A 20,409-nucleotide genomic window follows, 5' to 3' on the forward strand; every position below is an offset into this window, starting at 1 on the left:
GCGCTCCGTTAAGACTTGATGCGCTGCCTGAGGCTGTAGAGGAGTTCCAGCGCCTCGCGCGGCGACAGCTCGTCGGGATTGATCTCGCCGAGGGCCTTCTCGACTTCGGATTCCTGCGGCTTGGCGACACCGCCGGCCGGACGAGTCGGGGCCGCGGCAAACAACGGCAGGTCGTCGGCAAGGCGTGTCACTGCGCCCGACTGCTCGCCCTTCTCGAGGGCTGCCAGCACTGTCTCCGCGCGCGCCACCACGGCGGCTGGCAGTCCCGCGAGCTGGGCGACGTGGATGCCGTAGGAACGGTCGGCCGCGCCCGGCGCCACCTCGTGCAGGAACACGACCTCGTTCTGCCATTCCTTGACGCGCATCGTGTAGGGTGCGAGCGCCGCCAGGCGCTCCTTGAGCGCGCCCAGCTCATGGAAGTGCGTGGCGAACAGCGCACGGCAGCGGTTGATGTCGTGCAGGTGCTCGAGCGTCGCCCAGGCGATCGACAGGCCATCGAAGGTCGCCGTGCCACGGCCGATCTCGTCCAGGATGACCAGGCTTCTGGCCGTCGCCTGGTTCAGGATGGCCGCGGTCTCGACCATCTCGACCATGAAGGTCGAGCGGCCGCGCGCCAGGTCGTCGGCCGCGCCGACGCGGCTGAACAGGCGGTCGACGATGCCGATGATCGCGGACTTGGCCGGCACGAAGGAGCCCGCCTGCGCCATGATGGCGATCAGCGCGTTCTGGCGCAGGAAGGTCGACTTGCCGGCCATGTTGGGACCGGTCAGCAGCCAGAGCCGCCGTGCTTCGCCGAGATTGCAATCGTTGGGCACGAACCCAGCGCCGCCCTGGCGGACAAGCGCCGCTTCGACGACGGGATGGCGGCCGCCTTCGATGGCAAACGCGGGATCGTCGCTCAGCACCGGCCGCATGTAGTTTTCGCCGGCGGCAAGCTCGGCGAGGGCCGCGGCGACATCGAGACTGGCGAGCGCACGGCCGGCCGCGGCGACATTGGTCGACACGTCCATCGCCTTGGTGACCAGCTCGTCGAAGATCGCGAGCTCCAGCGCCAGCGCGCGATCGGCGGCGCGGCCGATGCGGGTCTCGAGATCGGCCAGCTCGGCGGTGCTGAAGCGCGTGGCGTTGGCCATCGACTGGCGGCGCGTGAAGCCGAGCTTGCCGAGATCGAGCTTGTCGGCGTGCGTCGCCGTCACCTCGATGTGGTAGCCGATCATGTTGTTGTGCCGGATCTTCAGCGACGGCACGCCCGTCGACGTCCGGTACTTGGCCTCGAGCGCCGCCACGGTCTTGCGGCTGTCGTCGCGCAAGGTGCGCTGCTCGTCGAGCTCGCTGCGATAGCCTTGGCGGATGAAGCCGCCGTCTCGCGCGAACAGCGGCGGCTCGTCGGCCAGCGCCTCGGCGAGTGCGGTAATCAGCGGTCGGTGGTCAGAGCAGGCGGCGACGATGGCAGCAAGCGGCGCCGGTGGCGGCGCCAGCGCCTCGGGCTCGGCGCGCAGCATGGCGGCCAGCGCCTCGGCCGAGTCGAGGCCGTCACGCAAAGCCAAGAGATCGCGCGGGCCGCCACGGCCGACCGACAGGCGCTGCAGGGCGCGCTCGATGTCGGGCGTACGACGCAGGGCCTCGCGCACGCGCTCGCGCACGGCCGGGCGCTCGACGAAGAGCTGCACCAGGTCGAGACGGCGCTCGATCTCGCCCCGGTCCGTCAAAGGTGCCGCGATCCGCTCGGCCAGAAGGCGGGCGCCGGGGCCGGTGAGGGTGCGGTCGATGGTGGCCAAGAGGCTGCCGTCGCGTCGGCCGTCCAGCCCGCGCACCAGCTCGAGATTGCGGCGCGTGGCGGGATCGATCTCCATCGTGCCGTCGGCGCGCACGCGATGCGGCGGTGCCAGGGCCGGCCGCTTGCCTGCTTGCGTCAGCTCGACATAGTCGAGCAGCGCGCCGCAGGCCGCGACCTCGGCGCGCGAGAAGGCGCCGAAGCTGTCGAGCGCGGCGACCTTGAAGGCCGACTGCAGGCGCTTGCGGGCGTTGTCGCTGTCGAAGCGCGCCGACGGCAACGGTGTCAGCACGGCGTTCCACTCTTCCAGCGCGGCCTTCAAGGGATCGCGCGCCAGCAGCCGGTCGGGCACCAGCAATTCGCCGGGCGAGAGCCGCGCCAGCGCCGCCGCGAGCTGGCCGGCCTCGATTGGCTGGGCGGCGAAGTCGGCGGTCGAGAGATCGAGCCAGGCCAGCGCCAGCTCGCCCTGCGCCTCGGCCAGGGCGGCGAGGTAATTGTGGCTGCGCGCATCGAGCAGGGAATCTTCGGTCAAGGTGCCCGGGGTGATCACCCGCACCACGGCGCGCTCGACCACCGACTTGGCGCCGCGCTTCTTGGCCTCGGCCGGGTCCTCGACCTGCTCGCAGACGGCGACCTTGAAACCCTGCCGGATCAGGCGCGACAGATAGGCCTCGTGGCTGTGCACGGGGACGCCGCACATCTTGATGTCCTCGCCCAGGTGCTGGCCGCGCTTGGTGAGGGCGATGTCGAGCGCCGCCGACGCTTTCACGGCGTCGTCAAAAAATAGCTCGTAGAAATCCCCCATCCGGTAGAACACCAGATGGCCGGGATGCGCCGCCTTGATCGCCAGGTACTGGCGCATCATGGGCGTGGCGTCGGCCGGGATATTGGCGGTGGTCATGCTACTGTCGGGCACGAAGCCGGTTTAGCATGCCGGCGCCCCCGGTGATTGGGGGCCAATTGGGGGAAATCGGATTGCGCTGGCTGGAAGGGGTCGACCGTGCCCTGGGACGGCTGATCGAGGCAGGGCGCTGGCTGGTGCTGCCGGTGGCGCTGATCCTGTTCCTGCAATGGCCGTTGCGCGACTTCGTTCGGGCGTATTCGCGCGAGGCCAACGACCTCGGGCAGTGGATCTTTGCGCTCTACGTGAGCCTTGCCATGACCTTCGCCACGCGCGAGCGCACGCACCTTGCCGTGGATGCCATCGCCCACGGCTATAGCCAGCGCCTGCGTGACCTGATCGCGCGCTGGGGCGGCTTTCTCTGCGTGGCCCCATGGGCGGCCTTCATGATCTGGGCGGTATGGCCCACCGTGCAGCGCTCGGTGATGGTGCTGGAGAAATTCCCCGACACCAACAATGCCGGCTACTTCCTGATCAAGGTCGCCGCCTTGCTGCTGGCGGTGCTGGCATTGGTCCAGGCGATCGTCGACCTGCTGCGGCCGGCGAGGCACTGACGATGGAGTCGGCCGGCCTCTGGATGCTGCTGGCGGTCGCGGTCGTGCTGCTGGCAACCGGCCTGCCGGCCTATGCCGTGTTGATGGGCGTGTCGGTGCTGTTCGCCCTCGTGGGGCTGGCGCTGGGCGGGTTGGAGTGGGGCCTGCTGACGGCGTTGCCCAGCCGCATCATCGGCTTGCTCGAGAACGACCTGCTGCAGGCGCTGCCGCTCTATGTCCTGATGGGCTCGCTGCTCAATCGCCTGCCATTGGCCGATCGTCTGTTCCGCTGCGGCGTGGCCCTTGGGGGCAAGTCGAGTGCTGCGCCGTCGCTCGCGACGCTCGGGCTGGGCGCATTGCTGGCGCCGATGAACGGCTCGGTCGGTGCCAGCGTCGCCATGCTGTCGCGCAGCGTCGCCCCCAAGCTCGATGCGCGCGGCGTGCCGGCGGCCGAAAGCACGGCGCTGGTGTGCGTCGCGAGCACGCTTGGCGTCGTGATCCCGCCGTCGCTGGTGCTGATCCTGCTGGGCGACGCCATGATGCGCGCCCATACCGAGGCGACCAACGTCACCAAGGCGATGGTGCGCATCGTCAACACCCAGGACATCTTCCGCGGCGCGCTGGTGCCGGCCGCGATGTTCCTGGCGCTGTGCCTGATGGTCGCCTGGCTGATCGGGCGGCGCGCGCCGACGCGTGGCCCCGGCGAGCGGCCACGACTGGAGGAATGGGCGACGGCGATCATTGCCGCGCTGTTCGTCGTCGGCCTGCTGGCGGGCGTGGCCGCGGGCTATTTCTATGCCGTCGAGGCGGCCGCCATGGGCGGCACCGCGCTGCTCCTGTTCGGTTGGCTGAGCGGCGGCCTGCGTGCGGGCGCCTTCCGCGCCGTGCTGCGCGACACCATGGCGGTGAGCGGCGCGCTGTTCGCCCTGTTCGTCGCCGCCACCACCTTCACGCTGCTGTTCCGTGCCTTCGGCAGCGACCGTCTGCTCGATCACTGGATCAGCCTGGTGCCCGGCGGCGCCACCGGGGCGGCGATCGCCGTGCTGGTGGCGTTCGCCCTGTCGGCCTTCGTACTCGACGCCTTCGAGATCGTGTTCGTGATCGTGCCCATCGTCATGCCGCCCGTGCTGACACGCGCACCCGACGCGGTCTGGATTTCGGTGCTGGCGCTGCTTGCCCTGCAAGCAAGCTTCCTGGTGCCGCCGACCGGCTATGCCGTGATGATGGCCAGGAGCGCCATGGCCACCAAGACCGCGCTCAGGCCACTGGCGTCAGCACTCGCGCCCTATCTTGGCGTACAGCTCGTGGTGCTGGCCCTGGTCGTTGCCTTGCCGCAACTGGCCCATCTCGTGGAACCGGCCCGGCCCGCCGAGCCCGTCCAGCAACTCGACGACGATGCGGCCCGAAAGCGCTTCAACGACATGCTGAAATTGCCAGTGCCAACGCAGGAATAATCGTCGCCGCCAGATCTGCGTTGCAGCGCGGCATCACCGTCTGGTCCCGCTGAAGGAATGTCGCCAATATGCCCCTTCAATCGGGAGAGTAAACGCATGGCGAGCAGCGGCTCGGAAGCAATGGTCAGCAACGAAATGGGCGATCTGGACGGCGATTCGCTGGTCATGCATCGCACCGGCCGGCCGGGAAAGATCGAGATCATCGCGACCAAGCCCCTGGTTACCCAACGTGACCTGGCGCTCGCCTATTCGCCGGGCGTCGCCGCCCCCTGCCTGGAAATCGCCAAGGATCCCAACACCGCCTACGACTATACCGCCCGCGGCAACCTGGTGGCGGTGATCTCCAACGGCACCGCTGTGCTCGGCCTGGGCGACATCGGCGCGCTGGCCAGCAAGCCGGTGATGGAGGGCAAGGCCGTCCTGTTCAAACGCTTCGCCGACGTCGACTGCATGGACATCGAGGTCAACACCAAGGACGTCGACGAATTCGTCAACTGCGTGCGCTTCCTGGGGCCGACCTTCGGCGGCATCAACCTCGAGGACATCAAGGCGCCGGAATGCTTCATCATCGAGCAGCGCCTGCGCGAGCTGATGGACATCCCGATCTTCCATGACGACCAGCACGGCACGGCCATCGTCTCGGCCGCCGGCCTGATCAATGCGCTGCATCTCACCGGGCGCAACATCAAGGACATCAAGATGGTGGTGAACGGCGCCGGTGCTGCCTCGATCGCCTGCATCGAGCTGGTCAAGGCGATGGGCATGCCGCACGAGAACGCCATCCTGTGCGACACCAAGGGCGTGCTGTGGCAGGGCCGCACCGAGGGCATGAACCAGTGGAAGAGCGCCCACGCCGTGCGCACCAAGGCGCGCACCCTGGAAGAGGCGATGAAGGGCGCCGACGTATTCTTCGGCCTCTCGGTCAAGGGCGCGGTGACCAAGGCGATGGTCAAGTCGATGGCCGACAAGCCGATCATCTTCGCCATGGCCAATCCCGATCCCGAGATCACGCCCGAGGATGTGCGCTCGGTGCGCAAGGACGCCATCATCGCCACCGGCCGCTCGGACTACGCCAACCAGATCAACAACGTGCTGGGTTTCCCCTACATCTTCCGCGGCGCGCTCGACGTGCGCGCCCGCACCATCAACGAGGAGATGAAGGTGGCGGCGGCCGAGGCGCTGGCCAAGCTCGCGCGCGAGGACGTGCCCGACGAGGTCGATCGCGCCTACTCGGGCCGCCGGCTGCGCTATGGGCCGGAATACGTCGTGCCCGTGCCGTTCGATCCGCGCCTGATCTCGACCGTGTCGGCGGCGGTCGCCCAGGCGGCAATGGATTCGGGCGTGGCGCGGCGCAACATCCCCGACATGGCGGAGTACCGCCGCGCGCTGGCCGGCCGCCTTGATCCGACCAGCCATTGGCTGCAGAGCCTGTTCGAGCAGGTCAAGGCCAACCCGCAGCGCATCGTCTTCGCCGAGGGCGAGGAGGAGCGCACCATCCGCGCCGCCGTGGTGTTCCGCGACAACGGCTACGGCACGCCGATCCTGATCGGCCGCGAGGAGCTGGTGCGCGAGACCATGGCGACGCTCGGCATCACCGACTCGGCCGGCATGGAGATCCACAATGCGCGGCTCTCGACGCGCAACGCGCCCTATACCGACCTGATCTACAAGCGCCTGCAACGCGACGGCTACCTGCGCCGCGACGTGCAGCGCATGGTCAACCAGGGCCGCAACGTGTTCGGCGCCAGCATGGTGGCGATGGGCGACGCTGCCGGCATGGTGACCGGCATCACCCGCCGCTTCCCCGAATGCTACGGCGACATCACGAACGTGATCGACGAGGAGCCCGGCAAGGTGCCGATCGGCTACTCGATCGTGGTGGCCCGCCACGGCACGGTGTTCCTGGCCGACACCTCGATCAACGAGACGCCGTCGCCCGAGCAGCTCGCCACCATTGCCAAGCAGATGGTGCTGAACGCCCGCACCATGGGCCACGAGCCGCGCGTGGCGTTCCTGTCGTTCTCCAACTTCGGCAGCCGCGAGATCGAGCGCATCGAGCGCATCCGCAAGGCGATCCGGCTGCTCGATAGCGAGAAGGTCGACTTCGAGTATGACGGCGAGATGCAGGCCGACATGGCGCTCGATTATGAACTGTTGCGCGAGACCTATCCGTTCTGCCGCCTGACCGGGCCGGCCAACGTGCTGATCATGCCCGGCCTGCATTCGGCGCATATATCCTCGCGCCTGATGCAGAGACTGGGCGGCGTCACGGTGATAGGTCCTGTGATCGACGGCCTGCAGAAGCCGATGCAAATCGTGCAGATGGGCGCCACGGTGAGCGACCTCGTGAACCACGCGGCACTCGCCGCCTATGGCGCGCTGAAGAACGGAACCCACAGGAACGGAAGGGGGGAATGATGGTCGATCTCGTCATCCGCGGCGCCACCGTCGTCGACGGCCTGGGCAACGATCCCAAGCGTGCCGATGTCGCAGTCAAGGATGGCAAGATCGCAGCCATCGGATCGATCTCCGACAAGGGCAACGAGACTGTCGATGCCGACGGGCTGGTGCTCTCTCCCGGCATCGTCGACGTGCACACGCACTACGATGCGCAGGTCACCTGGGATTCGACGCTCTCGCCTTCGCCGTCGCTTGGCGTCACCACGGCGGTGATCGGCAATTGCGGCTTCGGCATCGTGCCGGCGCCGCCGGCGGTGCGCGACCTCGTGATCCGCAATCTCTCGGTGGTCGAGGGCATGGACCTCGACGCCCTGCGCGCCGGCATCAAGTGGGACTTCGAGAGTTTCGCTGAGTACATGGGCATGCTGCGCCGCCGCGGCGCCTACGCCAACATGGCGGTGCTGGCCGGCCATTCGACCATCCGCACCGCGGTGATGGGCGAGGATGCCTCGCAGCGCAAGGACGCGACGCCGGAAGAGCTCGCCAGGATGAAGGCGATGGTGGCCGATGCCATGGCCAACGGCGCCATCGGTCTCGGCGCCTCCTATTCGCTGAACCATTCGGGCTATGGCGGCGTGCCCATGCCGTCGACGATCGCGCCGATGTCGGAGCTCGAGGCGCTGGTCGGCGCCATGGGGCCGCGCGGCAAGGGCGTGGTCGAGATCGCCTCGGGTGTGAAGACGCCGCAGGAGCTGGAGCCGATGGCCGCCAAGTACGGAAGGCCGTTTTTCCAGGGTACCGGTGTGGCGATGTACAATGAGCAGGAGCCCAACCGGTCGATCAAGATGTTCGAGGACTCCGCCGCCGCCATCCGCCGCGGTGTGGGGCTCTACATCCAGATCCCCTGCCAGCCATTATCGTTCGACTTCACGATGGCCAACGCCTATCCGTTCTACAGCCATTCGGCGTTCGACCCGATCAAGGCCTACTCGCCCGAGCAGTTGAAGGTGGTGCTCCGCGATCATTCGTGGCGCGAGAAGTTCCGCGAGAATGCCAGGAATCCCAAGCCGGGCATGATCTTCCAGGGCAACTGGGATCGCGTGATGGTGGCGGTGGCGCAGAAGGAGCGGAACGCCAAGTACGTCAACCGCTATGCCGCCGAGATCGCCAAGACCGAGCATCGCGATCCGCTCGATGTCATGCTCGACCTGGCGCTGGACGAAGACCTCGAGACCGCCTTCCTCGGCCGCTTCCTCAATGTCGGCGACGACGGCGTGGCGCGCCTGCTGAAGCACGAGGCGGGCGTGGTGGCGCTCAGCGATGCCGGCGCGCACCTCATCTATATGTGCGACGCGGGCTTTGGCCTGCACTTCCTGGCGCATTGGGTGCGCGAGCGCGGCGACTTCACGATCCAGGAAGGCATCCGCCGCCTGACCAGCCATCCCGCCGACCTCTACGGCATCCAGAACCGCGGCCGCCTGGCCGTCGGTGCGCAGGCCGACATGCTGCTGTTCGATCCGGCGACGGTGGGCATCAGCCCGGCCGAGCGCGTCGCCGATCTCCCCGGCGGCGGCCGCCGCACCATCCGCCGGCCGACCGGCGTGCATGGCGTGTTCTGCAACGGCGTGAAGACCTTCGACGGCAAGGACTACGTCAAGCACGCCAAGGGGCCTGGCCACGTGCTCGACCGCTTCAACGCCTCACAGGGCGGCCACACGCTGCTGGCGGCGCAATAGGGGGAAGCGGCGATCAAGCCGCTCCGCTCAATTCCCGACGGCGTCCGTGACGCACTTCTTGGTGAAGCTGGTCTTGGCTGCGCCATTCAGTTTCTTGTCCGTTGCCGACGTATCGCACACCGCTGCGGCGTCGGTTTCACATTTCTTCATGAAACTGGTCAGGGCAGCGCCGGCCAACTTCTTGTCCGTCGCTTGCGCCTTGCAGGTCGGCGGCGCGGTTTGGGCCCAGGCGCTGGCGGACACGAGAACAATGGCCATTGCCATCAAAGCAGTACGCATGAGCGGCCTCCTTTGTTGGAGCGGTGTCGCTGTATACGGTCGACAGCGGACTTCTCGCGCGACCAACCTGTGATCAACCATCTCGCCTAGGAGCGCGCTTCCATATGTCCCTCGAAACCTGGTGGCTCTTTCTCGGGGCCATCGTTCTCATCGCCAGCACGCCCGGGCCGAACGTCCTCTACGTCACGACGCGCAGCATCCGCTTCGGGATGCGCGCCAGCATCGTCGCCATGATGGGCTGCCTGCTCGCCCTGGTGCTCATGCTGGTGAGATCGGTGGCGGGCTTGAGCGCCTTGCTGATCACGTTGCCCGCCGCCTTCGACGCCCTGAGGTACCTTGGCGCGGCCTATCTGATCTGGCTCGGCATCCAGACGTGGCGCGCGCGGGATGAGCCGGAGGACGCAGCCATCGCCGCGCCCGAAGCGTCCCTCGTCGCCACCTTTCGCGGCGGCTTCCTGGTCGGCATCAGCAATCCCAAGCTGCTGATCTTTGCCGCCGCCTTCTTCCCGCAGTTCATCACGCAGAGCGCGCCGTCGTTGCCGCAGTTCGCCCTGCTGGTGGCGACTTTCGTCGCCGTCGAGCTCAGCTTCTATCTCGTCTATGCGCTGAGCGGCCGGCGGCTGGCGGCGCATCTGGTGCGCGGCGCGTGGCGGCGGCGGTTGAACCGGGCGAGCGGCGTGATCTTCGCGGGTTTCGGCGTCGCGCTGCTGCGCTATCGGCCGTAACAGCAGCGATATCTCGTTTCGATCTCGATTCATCGCGTCTGCAGTCGTAGAACGCGACGCAGAGCGTTCGGCTTCGTACAGTCATGGCAACACGCACGCCTGGGAGGGCGCCATGACGATCATGAAAATCAGCAGCCGCAACCTGTCCGCGGTGCGCCGCCGCGCCCTCGTGAAGGGCGGCATGGCCGGCATCATCGCCAGCGGCCTCGCCCCCACCTTCGCCCGCGCCCAGGCCAAGAAGCTCGTCATGGCGCATCTCAACGCCATCCCCGAATCGGCGGCCGTCGCCTTCGACTGGCAGGCGGCCGAGGTGCGCAAGCGCTCCAATGGCGAGCTCGACATGCAGTTCTTCGGCGGCACGCTCCTGAACAAGGAGCTCGAGATCATGAACGCCGTGAAGTCGGGCAACATCGCCATCGGCAATCCCGGCGGCGCCGCCGCGACGGTGTTCCCCGAGATGGGCGTATTCCTGGTGCCCTATCTCGTGCAGAGCTACGACCAGGCCTACAAGATGTTCAACGGCAAGATCGGCGATGCGCTCGATCAGCAGTTCCAGGAAAAGTACAAGCTCAAGACCCTGTGCTTCTTCGACTACGGCTTCCGCCATTTCTGGACCAGCAAGAAGGCGATCGTCGAGCCGCGCGACCTGCGCGGCGCCAAGATCCGCGTGCAGCAGGCCAAGGTCTACGGCGACACCATCAACGGGCTGGGCGGCAACGCCGTGCCGATGGCCTGGGGCGAAGTGATCTCGGCGGCCAAGCAGGGCGTGATCGACGGTGGCGACCTGCCGATCGTCAACCAGGTCGCACTCAAGATCTACGAGGTCTCGAAGTACTGCTCGATGACCTATCACAATTACGGGCCGACGCTGAACACCATGAACCTTGCGGTATGGGAGAGCCTCAACGACCCGCAGAAGAAGCTGATGCTCGACACCAGCCGCGAGGCCCAGGAGAAGATCCGCCAGGCCACCGAATCGGTCGACAACCTGGCCGCGGCCAAGGCGGCGCTCGAGCCCAAGGGCATGACCGTCGTGCAGGGCAACGTCGACGCCTTCCGCAAGGTCGCCCAGGAGAAGATCTGGCCCGCCTACAAGACGCAGTACGCGGCGATGTGGGACGAGATCGCGACCTTCAAGGCGTAACCGGAAGGTGGCCCGCCATATTGCGGCGATCCCCAAGGTCGTCGTCGCCCTGCTGCTGGTTGCCGCCATCGTCAACCTGCTGATCGGCGTGTTCCTGCGTTACGTCATGATCGAGGTGACGGACTGGCTGGACGTCGATCCCATCCGCTTCACCTGGGTCGAGGAGGTCGGCGAGATGATGCTGGCCTGGCTGACCCTCATCGGGGCGGCGATCGGCGTGCGCGAGCGTTCGCACTTCACCTTGCATGTGCTGACGCACAAGTTCTCGGCCAAGACCCAGCTCCTGATCGAGCGCGGCCATCACGTGCTGATCGCCGTCATCGGCGGCATCGCGGCCTGGTACGGCGTAAAGCTCTGCATGCTGAACCGGACGCTCGCCACGCCCGGGCTCGAGATCAATCTCGCCGTGCTCTACGCCTCGGTCGTGGTCGGCGGCGTGCTGCTGGTGGTCTACGCCATCTCCATGATCGTAGCGCCTCCGCCCGTCGATCCCGACGTCGTGCACTAAGGGTCCAGCGTATGTTGTTGCTTGCCGTCGGGTTGATCTTCGTCGTCCTGATCCTGTTCTCCATGCCGATCGTGTTCGCGCTCGGCGTCTCGGGCGTCGCCGGGCTGCTGATCGGCGGCTACGATATGCAGGTCCTGTCCTCCAGCATGGTCTCGGGCTCGCAGAGCTGGGTGCTGCTCGCCATCCCGGCCTTCGTCTTCGCCGGCGGCCTGATGGAGAAATGCGGCATGAGCCACGCCCTGGTCGACTTCGCGCGCGCGCTGGTCGGCTGGGTCAAGGGCGGGCTCGGCATGTCGGTGATCGTGGTCGCCTATTTCTTCTCCGACATCTGCGGCTCGAAGATGGCCGAGGTCTCGGCGCTGGGCTCGACCCTGATGCCGCCGCTCACCAGGGCCGGCTACAAGCGCGAGGATTCGGCCTCGCTGATCGCGGCCGGCACGGCCATGGGCATGCTGGTGCCGCCCGCCATCTTCATGATCGTGATCGCCCAGGTGACCAACACCTCGGCGGTGGCGCTGTTCTTGGGCGGCTTCATCCCGGCGGCCACCATCATGGTCTGCCTGATGGTGCTGGTGTACTTCCGCGCCCGCAAATACGACTGGCCGGTCGATTCCAAGCCCAGCATGGCGCGCATCCTGACCACGGGTCGAACGGCGGCGGTGCCGCTGGTCATCCCCATCGTCATCCTTGGCGGCTTCTTCCTCGGCATCTTCACCGCCACCGAGGCGGGCGCCGTGGTCGCGGGCTACGCCTTCCTGGCGGCGCGGCTCTACTATCGCAACGTCAGCTACAAGCAGATGGCGCGGCTCGCCTACGACAGCGCCATCCTGACGGCGGCGGTGATCTTCCTGCTCGCGGTCGCCTCGGTGTTCCAATACCTGATGGGCGTGTCGGGCGTGCCGAAGCTTCTGGCCGAGGTGCTGCACCCGCTGCGCGACGCGCCGTGGCTCTTCCTGCTGGTCACGGCGCTGATCACCATGATGTTCGGCATGGTGCTGGAAGGCCTGCCCGCCGCGGTGGTGCTGATCCCGGTGGTGTTCCCGATCGCCGAGGAGATGGGCATAGATCCCATCCACTTCAACATCGTGCAGACCGCGGCCGTCGGCATCGGCCTGTTCCTGCCGCCGATGGGCGTCGGCCTCTTGATGGCGCTGCGCTTCGCCAACCTCACGGTCGGCCAGCACTGGCGCTCCTACATGCCCTACGTCGCCGCGCTGATGATCGGCCTGCTGCTGATCATCCTGTTCCCGCAGATCTCGCTGTTCCTGCCCAAGAGCGCCGGACTGATCAAGTAGTCATACGCAGTCCGCGTATGACTAGTTCTTGACCTTCTCCACAGTGAGCTCGTGGCGGCGGCCGTCGCGCGCCGTCCACGAGATCGACTGGCCCTCGGCCAGGCCGATCAAGGCGGCGCCGACCGGCGTCATCACCGAGATGCGATGCTCGTCGAGGCTCTCCTCGGCGGGATAGACCAGCTTGAAGGTGCGGGTGTTGCCGTCGTCCGACTTGAAGGTCACGGTCGAGCCCATGCGCACCACGTCGTTCGGCACGCTGCCGTCCTGCACGACCTTGGCGCGGTCCATTTCCGACAGAAGCTCGTTCGCGACTTCGGGCAGCCGTTCGAGCGACGCGGTGGCGAGATCGGTCAGCCGTTCGTAGTCGGCATTGCTGACGATGATCTGGGGAACCGAGCGGGTACGAACGACGTCGCGCATGACGATCTCCTGATAAGCACTCCGATTGTCTTAGAGGGTTGGGCTTCGTCTCAGACGAAGCGTGCGCCCCCAGGTCGGGCGCAGCAAGGCCGGACCTCAGGTTACGCTTTGGCGCCCGGTCGGTTCCGGGACGCCACCAACAAATATGCGGCGGCTTTCCTCATACCCCAACAATTGGGGTCTGAGCCGGCAGAGTCAACCTACTCTGCGTCACCCCTGAGGGGCGTGCCTACATCGCCGGCTTGCCGATGCCGCCCCGGGCGCGGCGCGCGAGATAGGCCTGCAAATGGGCATAGGCCATGCGCAGATTGGGCGTGGCGATGCCCGCCTTTTTCGCGCGCGCGATCATGTCGCCGACGATGTGGTCGGCCTCGACCATCGCGGTCTTCTCGAGGTCGTGCAACATCGAGGCGGCGAAGCGCGACCCCTTCTGGGTGAGGTAGCCCTTCACGGTCTGCATGCCCTTCTCGCCGGGATCGCCGCCGGCCGCGGCGGCCACCTTGCGGCATTCCTCGACGGTCTCGAGCATGATCGCCTGGCCCTCGCCGGCCTCGAGAATGTCGCCGACCGTGCCGCGCATCAGGCAGGTCATCGCCGCCAGCGAGCACAGCATGATCCACTTGTCCCAGAGGTCCTGGACGATGTTCTTGTGCAGGCCGCCATCGATGCCGCTCTTCTTGATCGCAGCATCGAGCTCGACCAGTGCCGATCGCGCCGCCTTGCCGTCGCGCTCGCCGAACGAGATCGCCGCGAACGGGCTGGTGTGCAGGATCGCGCCCTCGGGCGACAGCGTGACGCCGACGCGCGCCAGGCCACCCACGACCTTGGCATCGCCGAACTTCGCGGCCAGCACATCGATGTGGCGCATGCCGTTCAGCAGCGGCACCACCGTCGTGTTCGGCCCGACCGCCGGCGCGATCGACTCGATCGCCGAGTCGAGGTCGTACGCCTTGGCCGTCAGCAGCACGATGTCGTAGGGCCCGCCCTCGCTGCCGTTCAGGACGGTCTTCACCTTTTGCGTGATGTCGCCCTTGGTGCTTTTGATCACCAGGCCGTCGCGCTCCAGCCACTCGCGCCGAGCCGGACGGACCAGGAAGGTGACGTCGGCGCCGCTCTGCTGCAGGCGGCCACCGACATAGCCGCCGATGGCGCCGGCGCCCAGGATCAGGATCTTCACTTCAACGCTCCCCTCATTTCAATCCAAGACGGGCTCGACGCGCCTCGTAGGCCTGCAGATGGGCATAGGCGAAGCGCAGGTTGGGCGCGGGCAATCCGGCCTTGCGGGCGCGCATCAGCATGTCGCCGACGATCGAGCGCGCCTCGACCGCGCCGCCCTTCTCGATGTCGCCCAGGATGGAGGCGACGGCCTTGCCGCCCGGCTGGGTCAGGCCGGTTTCGATGCCGGTGCGCACCTTGTCGCTGGGCGCATGGCCGGCGGCCGCCGCGACGCGGCAGCATTCCTCCAGCGTCTCGCGCATCAGCGCGGCGCCATCCTCGGCGGCGACGATGTCGCCCACCGTGCCGCGCATGGCCGCGCACATCGAGGCGATGGTGCCCAGCATCACCCACTTGTCCCAGAGATCCTGGTTGATGTCGGGATTGATGCCGCCGTCGATGCCGGCCTTCTTGCAGGCTGCATCGAGCTCGACCAACGCCTTGCGCGCCGGCTTGCCGTCGCGCTCGCCGAACGACACGCCCGAGGCGCCGCTGTGCAGGATCTCTCCGTTCGGTCCCAGCATGCCGGAGATGCGCGCCAGGCCACCGGCCACACGCGCCGCGCCGAAGCGGGCGTCGAGCGTGGCAAAATGGGCGTGGCCGTTCAGCATGGGCACGATGGTGGTCTCCGGCCCGACCGCCGGGGCGATCGAGTCCATGGCCGAGTCGAGGTCGTAGCCCTTGCAGGCCAGGATCACGACGTCGTACGGGCCGCCTTCGTCGCCGCGCGTCACCACCTTGACCGGCACGGTGAAGTCGCCCTTGGGACTCTTGACCACCAGGCCGTTGCGCCGCACCAGCTCGGCGCGCTTCTCGCGCAGCAGGAAGGTGGTGTCGATGCCGGCCTGGCTGAGCCGCGCACCCCAATAGCCGCCGACCGCGCCGGCGCCCAGGATCAGGATCTTCACTTCTGGATTTTCCTTTCGGCCAACCAATCGGCGAGCCAGGTCGCGAGGTCGTCGGTCTCGTGATGGATGTGGCTGAGATCGAGATCGCCGGCACGCTTCACGCTCTCTTCGGTGCGGATCCACACCGTGCGCATGCCCATGTCGCCGGCAGGCTTCAGATTGACGGCCATGTCGTCGGCCATGCAGGCGCGCGTCGGATCGACGCCGTGCTTGACCACGAGCTTCTCGTAGATCTGCTTGTGTGGCTTCGGCCAATAGTCGCCGGCGGCGATATCGAAGATCGCCTCGAAGTGATGGGCCACGCCCAGCCGCTCCATGACGCGCTCGGCATGCGGCACGTCGCCCGCGGTGAAGATCAGCTTGCGGCCGGGCAGCGCCTTGAGCGACGCCTCGAGCGCGGGGTTGGCCTCGACCGGTGAGTAGTCGATGTCGTGCACGTAATCGAGGAAGTGCGTGGGATCGACACCGTGCAGGGTCATCATCCCGCGCATCGACGTGCCGTGCTCGCGCCAATACTGTTTCTGCACGCGCCGCGCCTCGTCGACATCGACCTTCAGCAGGTCGGCGATATAGCGGCCGATGCGCACGTCGATCTGGGCGAAGAGGTTGCAGCGCGCCGGATAGAGCGTGTTGTCGAGGTCGAACAGCCAGACGTCAGGGTCGTGTTTTGGCGGCATTGTTGATGGATTAGCCGCCGTCGGTGCGCTTGTCGAGCCGAGGGCTTATAAGGGCTGCCAATGGATCTTTTGACGATCATTCTCCTGGCCATCGTCGTGCTGCTCGGCGTGGTTCTTGCCGTCGTCCTGCTCCGCCAGGGCAACGGCCGCGACGCCGAGCAGATGCGCCAGCAGCTCAGCCTGGCGATGAGCCAACAGGCCGAGACCGTGCAGCGGGTCGAGCGTTCGCTGCGCGAGCAGGAGCAGGCGCTGGCCAAGGCGGTCGGCGAGCGGCTCGACCGCACCGAGCACGCCACGGGCCAGATCGTCACCGACCTGCGCGAACGGCTGGTGCGCATCGACGAGGCGCAGAAGAAGATCGGCGACCTCTCGACCCAGGTGGTCAGCCTGCAGGAGGTGCTGTCGAACAAGCAGGCGCGCGGCGCCTTCGGCGAGGTGCAGCTGAACGACCTGGTGCAGAGCGCGCTGCCGCCGCAGGCCTACGCGTTCCAGCACACGCTGTCGTCGGGAGCGCGCGCCGACTGCCTGCTGATGCTGCCCAACCCGCCGGGCTCGATCGCCATCGACGCCAAGTTCCCATTGGAGAGCTATAGCGCGCTTCGCGCTGTGGCGGCGGGCGACGGGCCGGCTCTGCTGGTGGCACAGCGCGCTTTCCAGCAGGCCATCCGCAAGCACATCGGCGACATCCGCGACAAGTACATCGTGCCCGGCGAGACCGCCGAATCGGCGCTGATGTTCCTGCCGTCGGAAGCGGTCTATGCCGAGCTGCACGCCAACTTCACCGGCCTGGTCGAGGAGAGCTATCGCGCCCGCGTCTGGATCGTGTCGCCGACGACCATGATGGCGACGCTGAACACCGTGCGCGCCGTGCTTAAGGACGTGCGCATGCGCGAGCAGGCGGGCGAGATCCAGAAGACGGTCGGCTTGCTGATGGGTGACGTCCAGCGGCTGGGCGACCGCGTCGAGCGGCTGAAGACGCACTTCGGGCAGACCGAGAAGGACCTGCGCGAGATCGACATCTCGGCCGACCGCATCACCAAGCGCGGCCAGCGCATTCTAGACGTCGATCTCGGCGAGGAGCCGGAGCTGCCCAAGCCTCAGGAAGAATCGCTGCCGTTCACCGAGAACGGGAAAGTAAGAAAGTAGGCTGGGGGCGCGCCACTCCAGTGGCGCGTTATGGTCTTTCGGACCGCGCGCATCCAGCTCGCTCATGAATCATGAGCGAGCTGGAAGCTCGCGGTCCGGAAGAACATGATCATGAGCGGGCCGGAGGCCCGCGCTTCCGTCAACCCCAGGGACCGCGGCGCGGTGACTGCGGCGCCGGGTTGGTCCACGGGCCGTTGGGCGACATCTGCGGCCGCGGCTGCGCATAGCCCGTCATCCCGCCTGCCATCGCCTCGAGCCGCGCGATGCGCTCTTCCATCGGCGGATGGGTCGAGAACAGGCCGCTGAGGCCGCCGGCCGACAACGGGTTGGCGATGTAGAGATGCGCCGTCGCCGGGTTGGCCTCGGCTGCCTGGTTGGGAATCTGCTGCGTGCCGGCGTGCAGCTTGGCCAGCGCCGAGGCGAGCCACAGCGGCTGGCCGGACATCTCCGCCCCCATGCGGTCGGCCTCGTACTCGCGGCTGCGGCTGATCGCCATCTGCACCAGCGAGGCGACGAGCGGCGCCAGGATCATCATGGCGATCGCCGCCACGCCGCCCATCATCGGCCGGCCATTCTCGTCGCGACCGCCGCCCATCAGGCCGCCGAAGCTCGCCAGCATGCCGATGGCGCCCGCCAGGGTGGCGGCGATGGTCATGGTGAGCGTGTCGCGATGGCGGACGTGGCTCAGCTCATGCGCCATCACGCCGGTGATCTCCTCGCGGCTGAGATGGCGCAGCAGGCCGGTCGTCGCGGCCACGGCAGCGTTCTCGGGGTTGCGGCCCGTGGCGAAGGCGTTGGGCTGCTCCTCGTCGATGATGTAGACGCGCGGCATGGGCAGGCCGCCGCGCTGGGCGAGGCCCTGCACGATGCCGAAGAGCTCGGGCGCCTCGTTGGGGCCGACCTCCTGGGCGTTGGCCATGCGCAGCACCATCTTGTCGCTGTTCCAGTAGGCGAACAGGTTCATGCCCAGCGCCACGACGAGCGCCAGGATGAGGCCGGACTGGCCACCCAGGAGGTAGCCGACGACCAGGAAGAAGCCAGTCAGGGCCGCCAGGAGAAGGGCGGTGCGAAAGTAGTTCATGGCCGGAAAGATGGTCCGCGACTGTGGCGAATCAAGGCGGGGGACGGCATCATGCGGCCATGACCGATATCAAGAAAACCGAGGCCGAAACGGCCAAACCCGAGGCCGAAAAGCCCGTTCCTCCACCCCAGCCCAAGAAGGTCGAGGAGATCGGCGGCCCGCCCGGTCCCGAGCCGACCCGCTACGGCGACTGGCAGTTCAACGGCAAGGTGACGGATTTCTAGGCTTGCCGACTGTAAAGCAGCACTTTACAGTCGACCACGGTGATCGGCAGCTTTCGCCACAGAGGACTGAAGGAACTGTTCGAATCCGGACGATCATCCAAGGTCGCTCCGGCTCTGCAGCGGCGCATCATCGTTCGGCTGGACGCGCTGCACGCGGCGGCCGCTTTGGAGGAGTTGCGGCAGCCGGGATTCGACTTTCACGCCCTCCACGGCAGGCCTCAACGCTACACCATCCATGTCAACGGACCGTGGTGCATTACGTTCGAATGGTCGGAGGGCACGGCCGTGAGAGTGGATTTGGAGCAGTATCACTAGCTCAGGGGTGCATATGACCGAGTTTGCAGTTCGCCGGCCAACAAGGGCGCCGACGCATCCGGGAGAGCTGATGCGGGAAATCATCGAGGAACATGCACACCTGTCGGTGACGGACGCGGCCCGGCGCATGGGTGTAAGCCGACAGGCCCTGCATGCGGTGCTGCGTGGTCGGAGTGCGGTCACGGCCGACATGGCACTTCGCTTCGCCCAGCTTACTGGGGGTCGACCGGAACTCTTCCTCAGGATGCAGGAAAACCTTGATCTTTGGACCGCGCGTCAGCGTCTTGGCGTACGCCTTGCGAAGATCGAGCCCGTACCTTCCAAACGCGCGGCCTGACACATGACACCGGGCAAAGACATCTTCCATCCCGACTTCAAGGCGGCTCCCTGGTGGTGGGAGGCGTGGAAGCCCAACAACGCGCTGTCGCAGGATCCGCCGCTGAAGACCGACGTGGTGATCGTGGGCGCCGGCTATGGCGGGCTCTCGACCTCGCTGGAGCTGCGCCGCAACGGCGTCGGCGCCGTCGTGCTGGAGCGCGGCGATTTCGGCGTCGGCGCCTCGACGCGCAACGGCGGCATGATCTCGGGCGGCGTCAACATGGGCAAGGGCCTGGGCGGCAAGAACCAGGCGGCAGCCGAGTTCGAGGCCAAGAAGGCGGCGTTCCTGGGCGCCGGCGCGGATTCGCTCTCCGTGCTGGAAGACATCATCGCCCGCGAGAAGATCGAGTGCGGCGTCATCAGGAAGGGCCGCTTCGTCGGCGCCTGGACGCCCAAGCACTACGCCGAGCAGGCGGCCAAGGTCGAGATGTTCAACAAGTACGCCGATGTCGGCGCCGAGATGATCCCGCGCGAGCGTCAGCGCGAGATGATCGCTTCGGACTATTACTTCGGCGGCATGTACGCCAAGCGTTCGGGCCATCTGCATCCCGCGCTCTACTACAAGGGCCTGCTGGAGGCCGCGCACCGCGCCGGTGCGATCCTGTGCGCCAATGTCGAGGCCGAGCGCATCGAGAAGGTCGCCAATGGCTGGCGGGTGCTGAGCTCGAAGGGCCCGATCGAATGCCGCGAGGTCGTGATCGCGACCAACGGCTACACCGGTGATCTGACGCCGCGTCTGAAGCGCCGCGTCGTGCCGGTGGCGAGCCACATCATCGCGACCGAGGAACTGCCCGAGCATGCCAGCAAGCTGATGCCCGAGCTGCGCTCGATCGCCGACACCAAGCGCGTGCTGACCTATTATCGGCCCTCGCCCGACGGCAAGCACCTGATCTTCGGCGGCCGTGCCCGCTTCACCGCGGCGCCGCCGGAAGTGAGCGCACCGGTGCTCTACCAGTACATGATCGACCGCTTCCCGCAGCTGAAGGGCATCCGCATCACCCACGTCTGGACGGGCAACGTCGCCTTTGCGCTGGATTACATGCCGCACATGGGCATGGACCAGGGCCTGCACTACCTGCTGGCCTGCAACGGCAATGGCGTCGCCATGATGACCTATCTCGGCACCCAGACCGCCAAGAAGATCGCCGGCGGGCGCAACGAGCCCATCAATCCATTGGACGACCGCGACTTCCCCGAGCACGCGCTCTACAACGGCGAGCCGTGGTTCCTGCCCATGATCGGCGCCTGGTATCGCACGCGCGACTGGATCGACCGCCGTTTGGCTGCTTAAAGGGC

General features: G+C 67.0%; 20 protein-coding genes. 13 read left to right on the top strand and 7 right to left on the bottom strand.

The features are described from left to right. Positions 1-8: 8 nt before the first annotated feature. Entirely contained in the window at positions 9-2,675 is a 2,667-nt protein-coding gene (gene mutS / locus RSO01_RS35180) for a DNA mismatch repair protein MutS (protein WP_147155279.1), read from the bottom strand. Between the two features lie 74 nt (positions 2,676-2,749). Between mutS and RSO01_RS35185 the strand changes: the two genes are divergently transcribed. The 4 genes from RSO01_RS35185 (at position 2,750) to RSO01_RS35200 (ending at position 8,798) form a co-directional block, all read left to right on the top strand. Continuing rightward, positions 2,750-3,229: a TRAP transporter small permease subunit gene (locus RSO01_RS35185; RefSeq protein WP_170303597.1), complete on the top strand. Its 480-nt coding sequence runs from the start codon at positions 2,750-2,752 to the stop codon at positions 3,227-3,229. 2 nt (positions 3,230-3,231) lie between these two features. Then, on the top strand, positions 3,232-4,662 hold the full coding sequence (locus RSO01_RS35190) for a TRAP transporter large permease subunit (protein WP_147155281.1): 1,431 nt from the start codon (positions 3,232-3,234) through the stop codon (positions 4,660-4,662). 96 nt (positions 4,663-4,758) lie between these two features. Then, positions 4,759-7,080: an NADP-dependent malic enzyme gene (locus RSO01_RS35195; protein ID WP_218037554.1), complete on the top strand. Its 2,322-nt coding sequence runs from the start codon at positions 4,759-4,761 to the stop codon at positions 7,078-7,080. Continuing rightward, positions 7,077-8,798 (top strand): N-acyl-D-amino-acid deacylase family protein, encoded by a 1,722-nt coding sequence (locus RSO01_RS35200; protein WP_170303598.1) that lies wholly within the window; start codon positions 7,077-7,079, stop codon positions 8,796-8,798. The genes RSO01_RS35195 and RSO01_RS35200 overlap by 4 nt, the downstream gene beginning before the upstream one ends. Before the next feature lie 27 nt (positions 8,799-8,825). On the opposite strand, the gene RSO01_RS35205 is transcribed toward RSO01_RS35200, so the two are convergent. Continuing rightward, complete coding sequence (locus tag RSO01_RS35205) at positions 8,826-9,077, bottom strand: PsiF family protein (protein ID WP_147155282.1); 252 nt, start codon at positions 9,075-9,077, stop codon at positions 8,826-8,828. 104 nt (positions 9,078-9,181) lie between these two features. Between RSO01_RS35205 and RSO01_RS35210 the strand changes: the two genes are divergently transcribed. From RSO01_RS35210 to RSO01_RS35225, 4 genes are all read left to right on the top strand, one after another. After that, positions 9,182-9,802, top strand: coding sequence for a LysE family translocator (locus tag RSO01_RS35210; RefSeq protein ID WP_147155283.1), 621 nt, complete (start codon positions 9,182-9,184; stop codon positions 9,800-9,802). Positions 9,803-9,914: 112 nt separating this feature from the next. After that, entirely contained in the window at positions 9,915-10,946 is a 1,032-nt protein-coding gene (locus RSO01_RS35215; RefSeq protein ID WP_147155284.1) for a TRAP transporter substrate-binding protein, read from the top strand. A gap of 7 nt (positions 10,947-10,953) precedes the next feature. Then, a complete protein-coding gene (locus RSO01_RS35220) occupies positions 10,954-11,454 on the top strand; it encodes a TRAP transporter small permease (protein ID WP_147155285.1) in 501 nt (166 codons plus the stop codon). Between the two features lie 11 nt (positions 11,455-11,465). Continuing rightward, entirely contained in the window at positions 11,466-12,749 is a 1,284-nt protein-coding gene (locus tag RSO01_RS35225; RefSeq protein ID WP_147155286.1) for a TRAP transporter large permease, read from the top strand. 21 nt (positions 12,750-12,770) lie between these two features. On the opposite strand, the gene rnk is transcribed toward RSO01_RS35225, so the two are convergent. The 4 genes from rnk to RSO01_RS35245 form a co-directional block, all read right to left on the bottom strand. Next, positions 12,771-13,169, bottom strand: a complete 399-nt coding sequence (rnk, locus tag RSO01_RS35230) for a nucleoside diphosphate kinase regulator (RefSeq protein WP_147155287.1) — start codon at positions 13,167-13,169, stop codon at positions 12,771-12,773. Between the two features lie 229 nt (positions 13,170-13,398). Beyond that, positions 13,399-14,346 carry a 2-dehydropantoate 2-reductase gene (panE, locus tag RSO01_RS35235; RefSeq protein ID WP_147155288.1) on the bottom strand — a complete coding sequence of 316 codons (948 nt, stop codon included), beginning with the start codon at positions 14,344-14,346 and terminating at the stop codon, positions 13,399-13,401. Between the two features lie 13 nt (positions 14,347-14,359). After that, entirely contained in the window at positions 14,360-15,292 is a 933-nt protein-coding gene (locus RSO01_RS35240) for a ketopantoate reductase family protein (protein WP_147155289.1), read from the bottom strand. Next, a complete protein-coding gene (locus tag RSO01_RS35245) occupies positions 15,289-15,969 on the bottom strand; it encodes a pyrimidine 5'-nucleotidase (protein ID WP_147155290.1) in 681 nt (226 codons plus the stop codon). Before RSO01_RS35245 ends, RSO01_RS35240 begins: the two co-directional genes overlap by 4 nt. Before the next feature lie 60 nt (positions 15,970-16,029). Here RSO01_RS35245 and RSO01_RS35250 point away from each other — a divergent pair, with 60 nt between their 5' ends. Next, positions 16,030-17,115 (top strand): DNA recombination protein RmuC, encoded by a 1,086-nt coding sequence (locus RSO01_RS35250; RefSeq protein ID WP_147155291.1) that lies wholly within the window; start codon positions 16,030-16,032, stop codon positions 17,113-17,115. A gap of 139 nt (positions 17,116-17,254) precedes the next feature. Here RSO01_RS35250 and htpX read toward each other — a convergent pair whose 3' ends face one another. Beyond that, positions 17,255-18,196, bottom strand: coding sequence for a zinc metalloprotease HtpX (htpX, locus tag RSO01_RS35255; protein ID WP_147155292.1), 942 nt, complete (start codon positions 18,194-18,196; stop codon positions 17,255-17,257). 59 nt (positions 18,197-18,255) lie between these two features. Between htpX and RSO01_RS35260 the strand changes: the two genes are divergently transcribed. From RSO01_RS35260 to RSO01_RS35275, 4 genes are read left to right on the top strand one after another with little or no spacing between them, the layout of a single operon-like run. After that, positions 18,256-18,420 (top strand): DUF1674 domain-containing protein, encoded by a 165-nt coding sequence (locus tag RSO01_RS35260; RefSeq protein ID WP_147155293.1) that lies wholly within the window; start codon positions 18,256-18,258, stop codon positions 18,418-18,420. Between the two features lie 39 nt (positions 18,421-18,459). Continuing rightward, positions 18,460-18,735, top strand: coding sequence for a type II toxin-antitoxin system RelE/ParE family toxin (locus RSO01_RS35265; RefSeq protein WP_147155294.1), 276 nt, complete (start codon positions 18,460-18,462; stop codon positions 18,733-18,735). Positions 18,736-18,748: 13 nt separating this feature from the next. Further along, a complete protein-coding gene (locus tag RSO01_RS35270) occupies positions 18,749-19,072 on the top strand; it encodes a HigA family addiction module antitoxin (RefSeq protein ID WP_147155295.1) in 324 nt (107 codons plus the stop codon). A gap of 3 nt (positions 19,073-19,075) precedes the next feature. Beyond that, entirely contained in the window at positions 19,076-20,404 is a 1,329-nt protein-coding gene (locus tag RSO01_RS35275) for an NAD(P)/FAD-dependent oxidoreductase (protein ID WP_147155296.1), read from the top strand. Positions 20,405-20,409 lie beyond the last annotated feature (5 nt).

Origin of the sequence: Reyranella soli (assembly GCF_007992495.1) — a bacterium.
Taxonomy (GTDB): domain Bacteria; phylum Pseudomonadota; class Alphaproteobacteria; order Reyranellales; family Reyranellaceae; genus Reyranella; species Reyranella soli.

Excerpts from the sequence above, each read along its gene's own strand:
- mutS (WP_147155279.1), bottom strand. The coding sequence starts at position 2,675 with ATGACCACCGCCAATATCCCGGCCGACGCCACGCCCATGATGCGCCAG.
- RSO01_RS35190 (WP_147155281.1), top strand. The coding sequence starts at position 3,232 with ATGGAGTCGGCCGGCCTCTGGATGCTGCTGGCGGTCGCGGTCGTGCTG.
- RSO01_RS35195 (WP_218037554.1), top strand. The coding sequence starts at position 4,759 with ATGGCGAGCAGCGGCTCGGAAGCAATGGTCAGCAACGAAATGGGCGAT.
- RSO01_RS35200 (WP_170303598.1), top strand. The coding sequence starts at position 7,077 with ATGATGGTCGATCTCGTCATCCGCGGCGCCACCGTCGTCGACGGCCTG.
- RSO01_RS35205 (WP_147155282.1), bottom strand. The coding sequence starts at position 9,077 with ATGCGTACTGCTTTGATGGCAATGGCCATTGTTCTCGTGTCCGCCAGC.
- RSO01_RS35210 (WP_147155283.1), top strand. The coding sequence starts at position 9,182 with ATGTCCCTCGAAACCTGGTGGCTCTTTCTCGGGGCCATCGTTCTCATC.
- RSO01_RS35215 (WP_147155284.1), top strand. The coding sequence starts at position 9,915 with ATGACGATCATGAAAATCAGCAGCCGCAACCTGTCCGCGGTGCGCCGC.
- RSO01_RS35225 (WP_147155286.1), top strand. The coding sequence starts at position 11,466 with ATGTTGTTGCTTGCCGTCGGGTTGATCTTCGTCGTCCTGATCCTGTTC.
- rnk (WP_147155287.1), bottom strand. The coding sequence starts at position 13,169 with ATGCGCGACGTCGTTCGTACCCGCTCGGTTCCCCAGATCATCGTCAGC.
- RSO01_RS35245 (WP_147155290.1), bottom strand. The coding sequence starts at position 15,969 with ATGCCGCCAAAACACGACCCTGACGTCTGGCTGTTCGACCTCGACAAC.
- RSO01_RS35250 (WP_147155291.1), top strand. The coding sequence starts at position 16,030 with ATGGATCTTTTGACGATCATTCTCCTGGCCATCGTCGTGCTGCTCGGC.
- htpX (WP_147155292.1), bottom strand. The coding sequence starts at position 18,196 with ATGAACTACTTTCGCACCGCCCTTCTCCTGGCGGCCCTGACTGGCTTC.
- RSO01_RS35260 (WP_147155293.1), top strand. The coding sequence starts at position 18,256 with ATGACCGATATCAAGAAAACCGAGGCCGAAACGGCCAAACCCGAGGCC.
- RSO01_RS35270 (WP_147155295.1), top strand. The coding sequence starts at position 18,749 with ATGACCGAGTTTGCAGTTCGCCGGCCAACAAGGGCGCCGACGCATCCG.
- RSO01_RS35275 (WP_147155296.1), top strand. The coding sequence starts at position 19,076 with ATGACACCGGGCAAAGACATCTTCCATCCCGACTTCAAGGCGGCTCCC.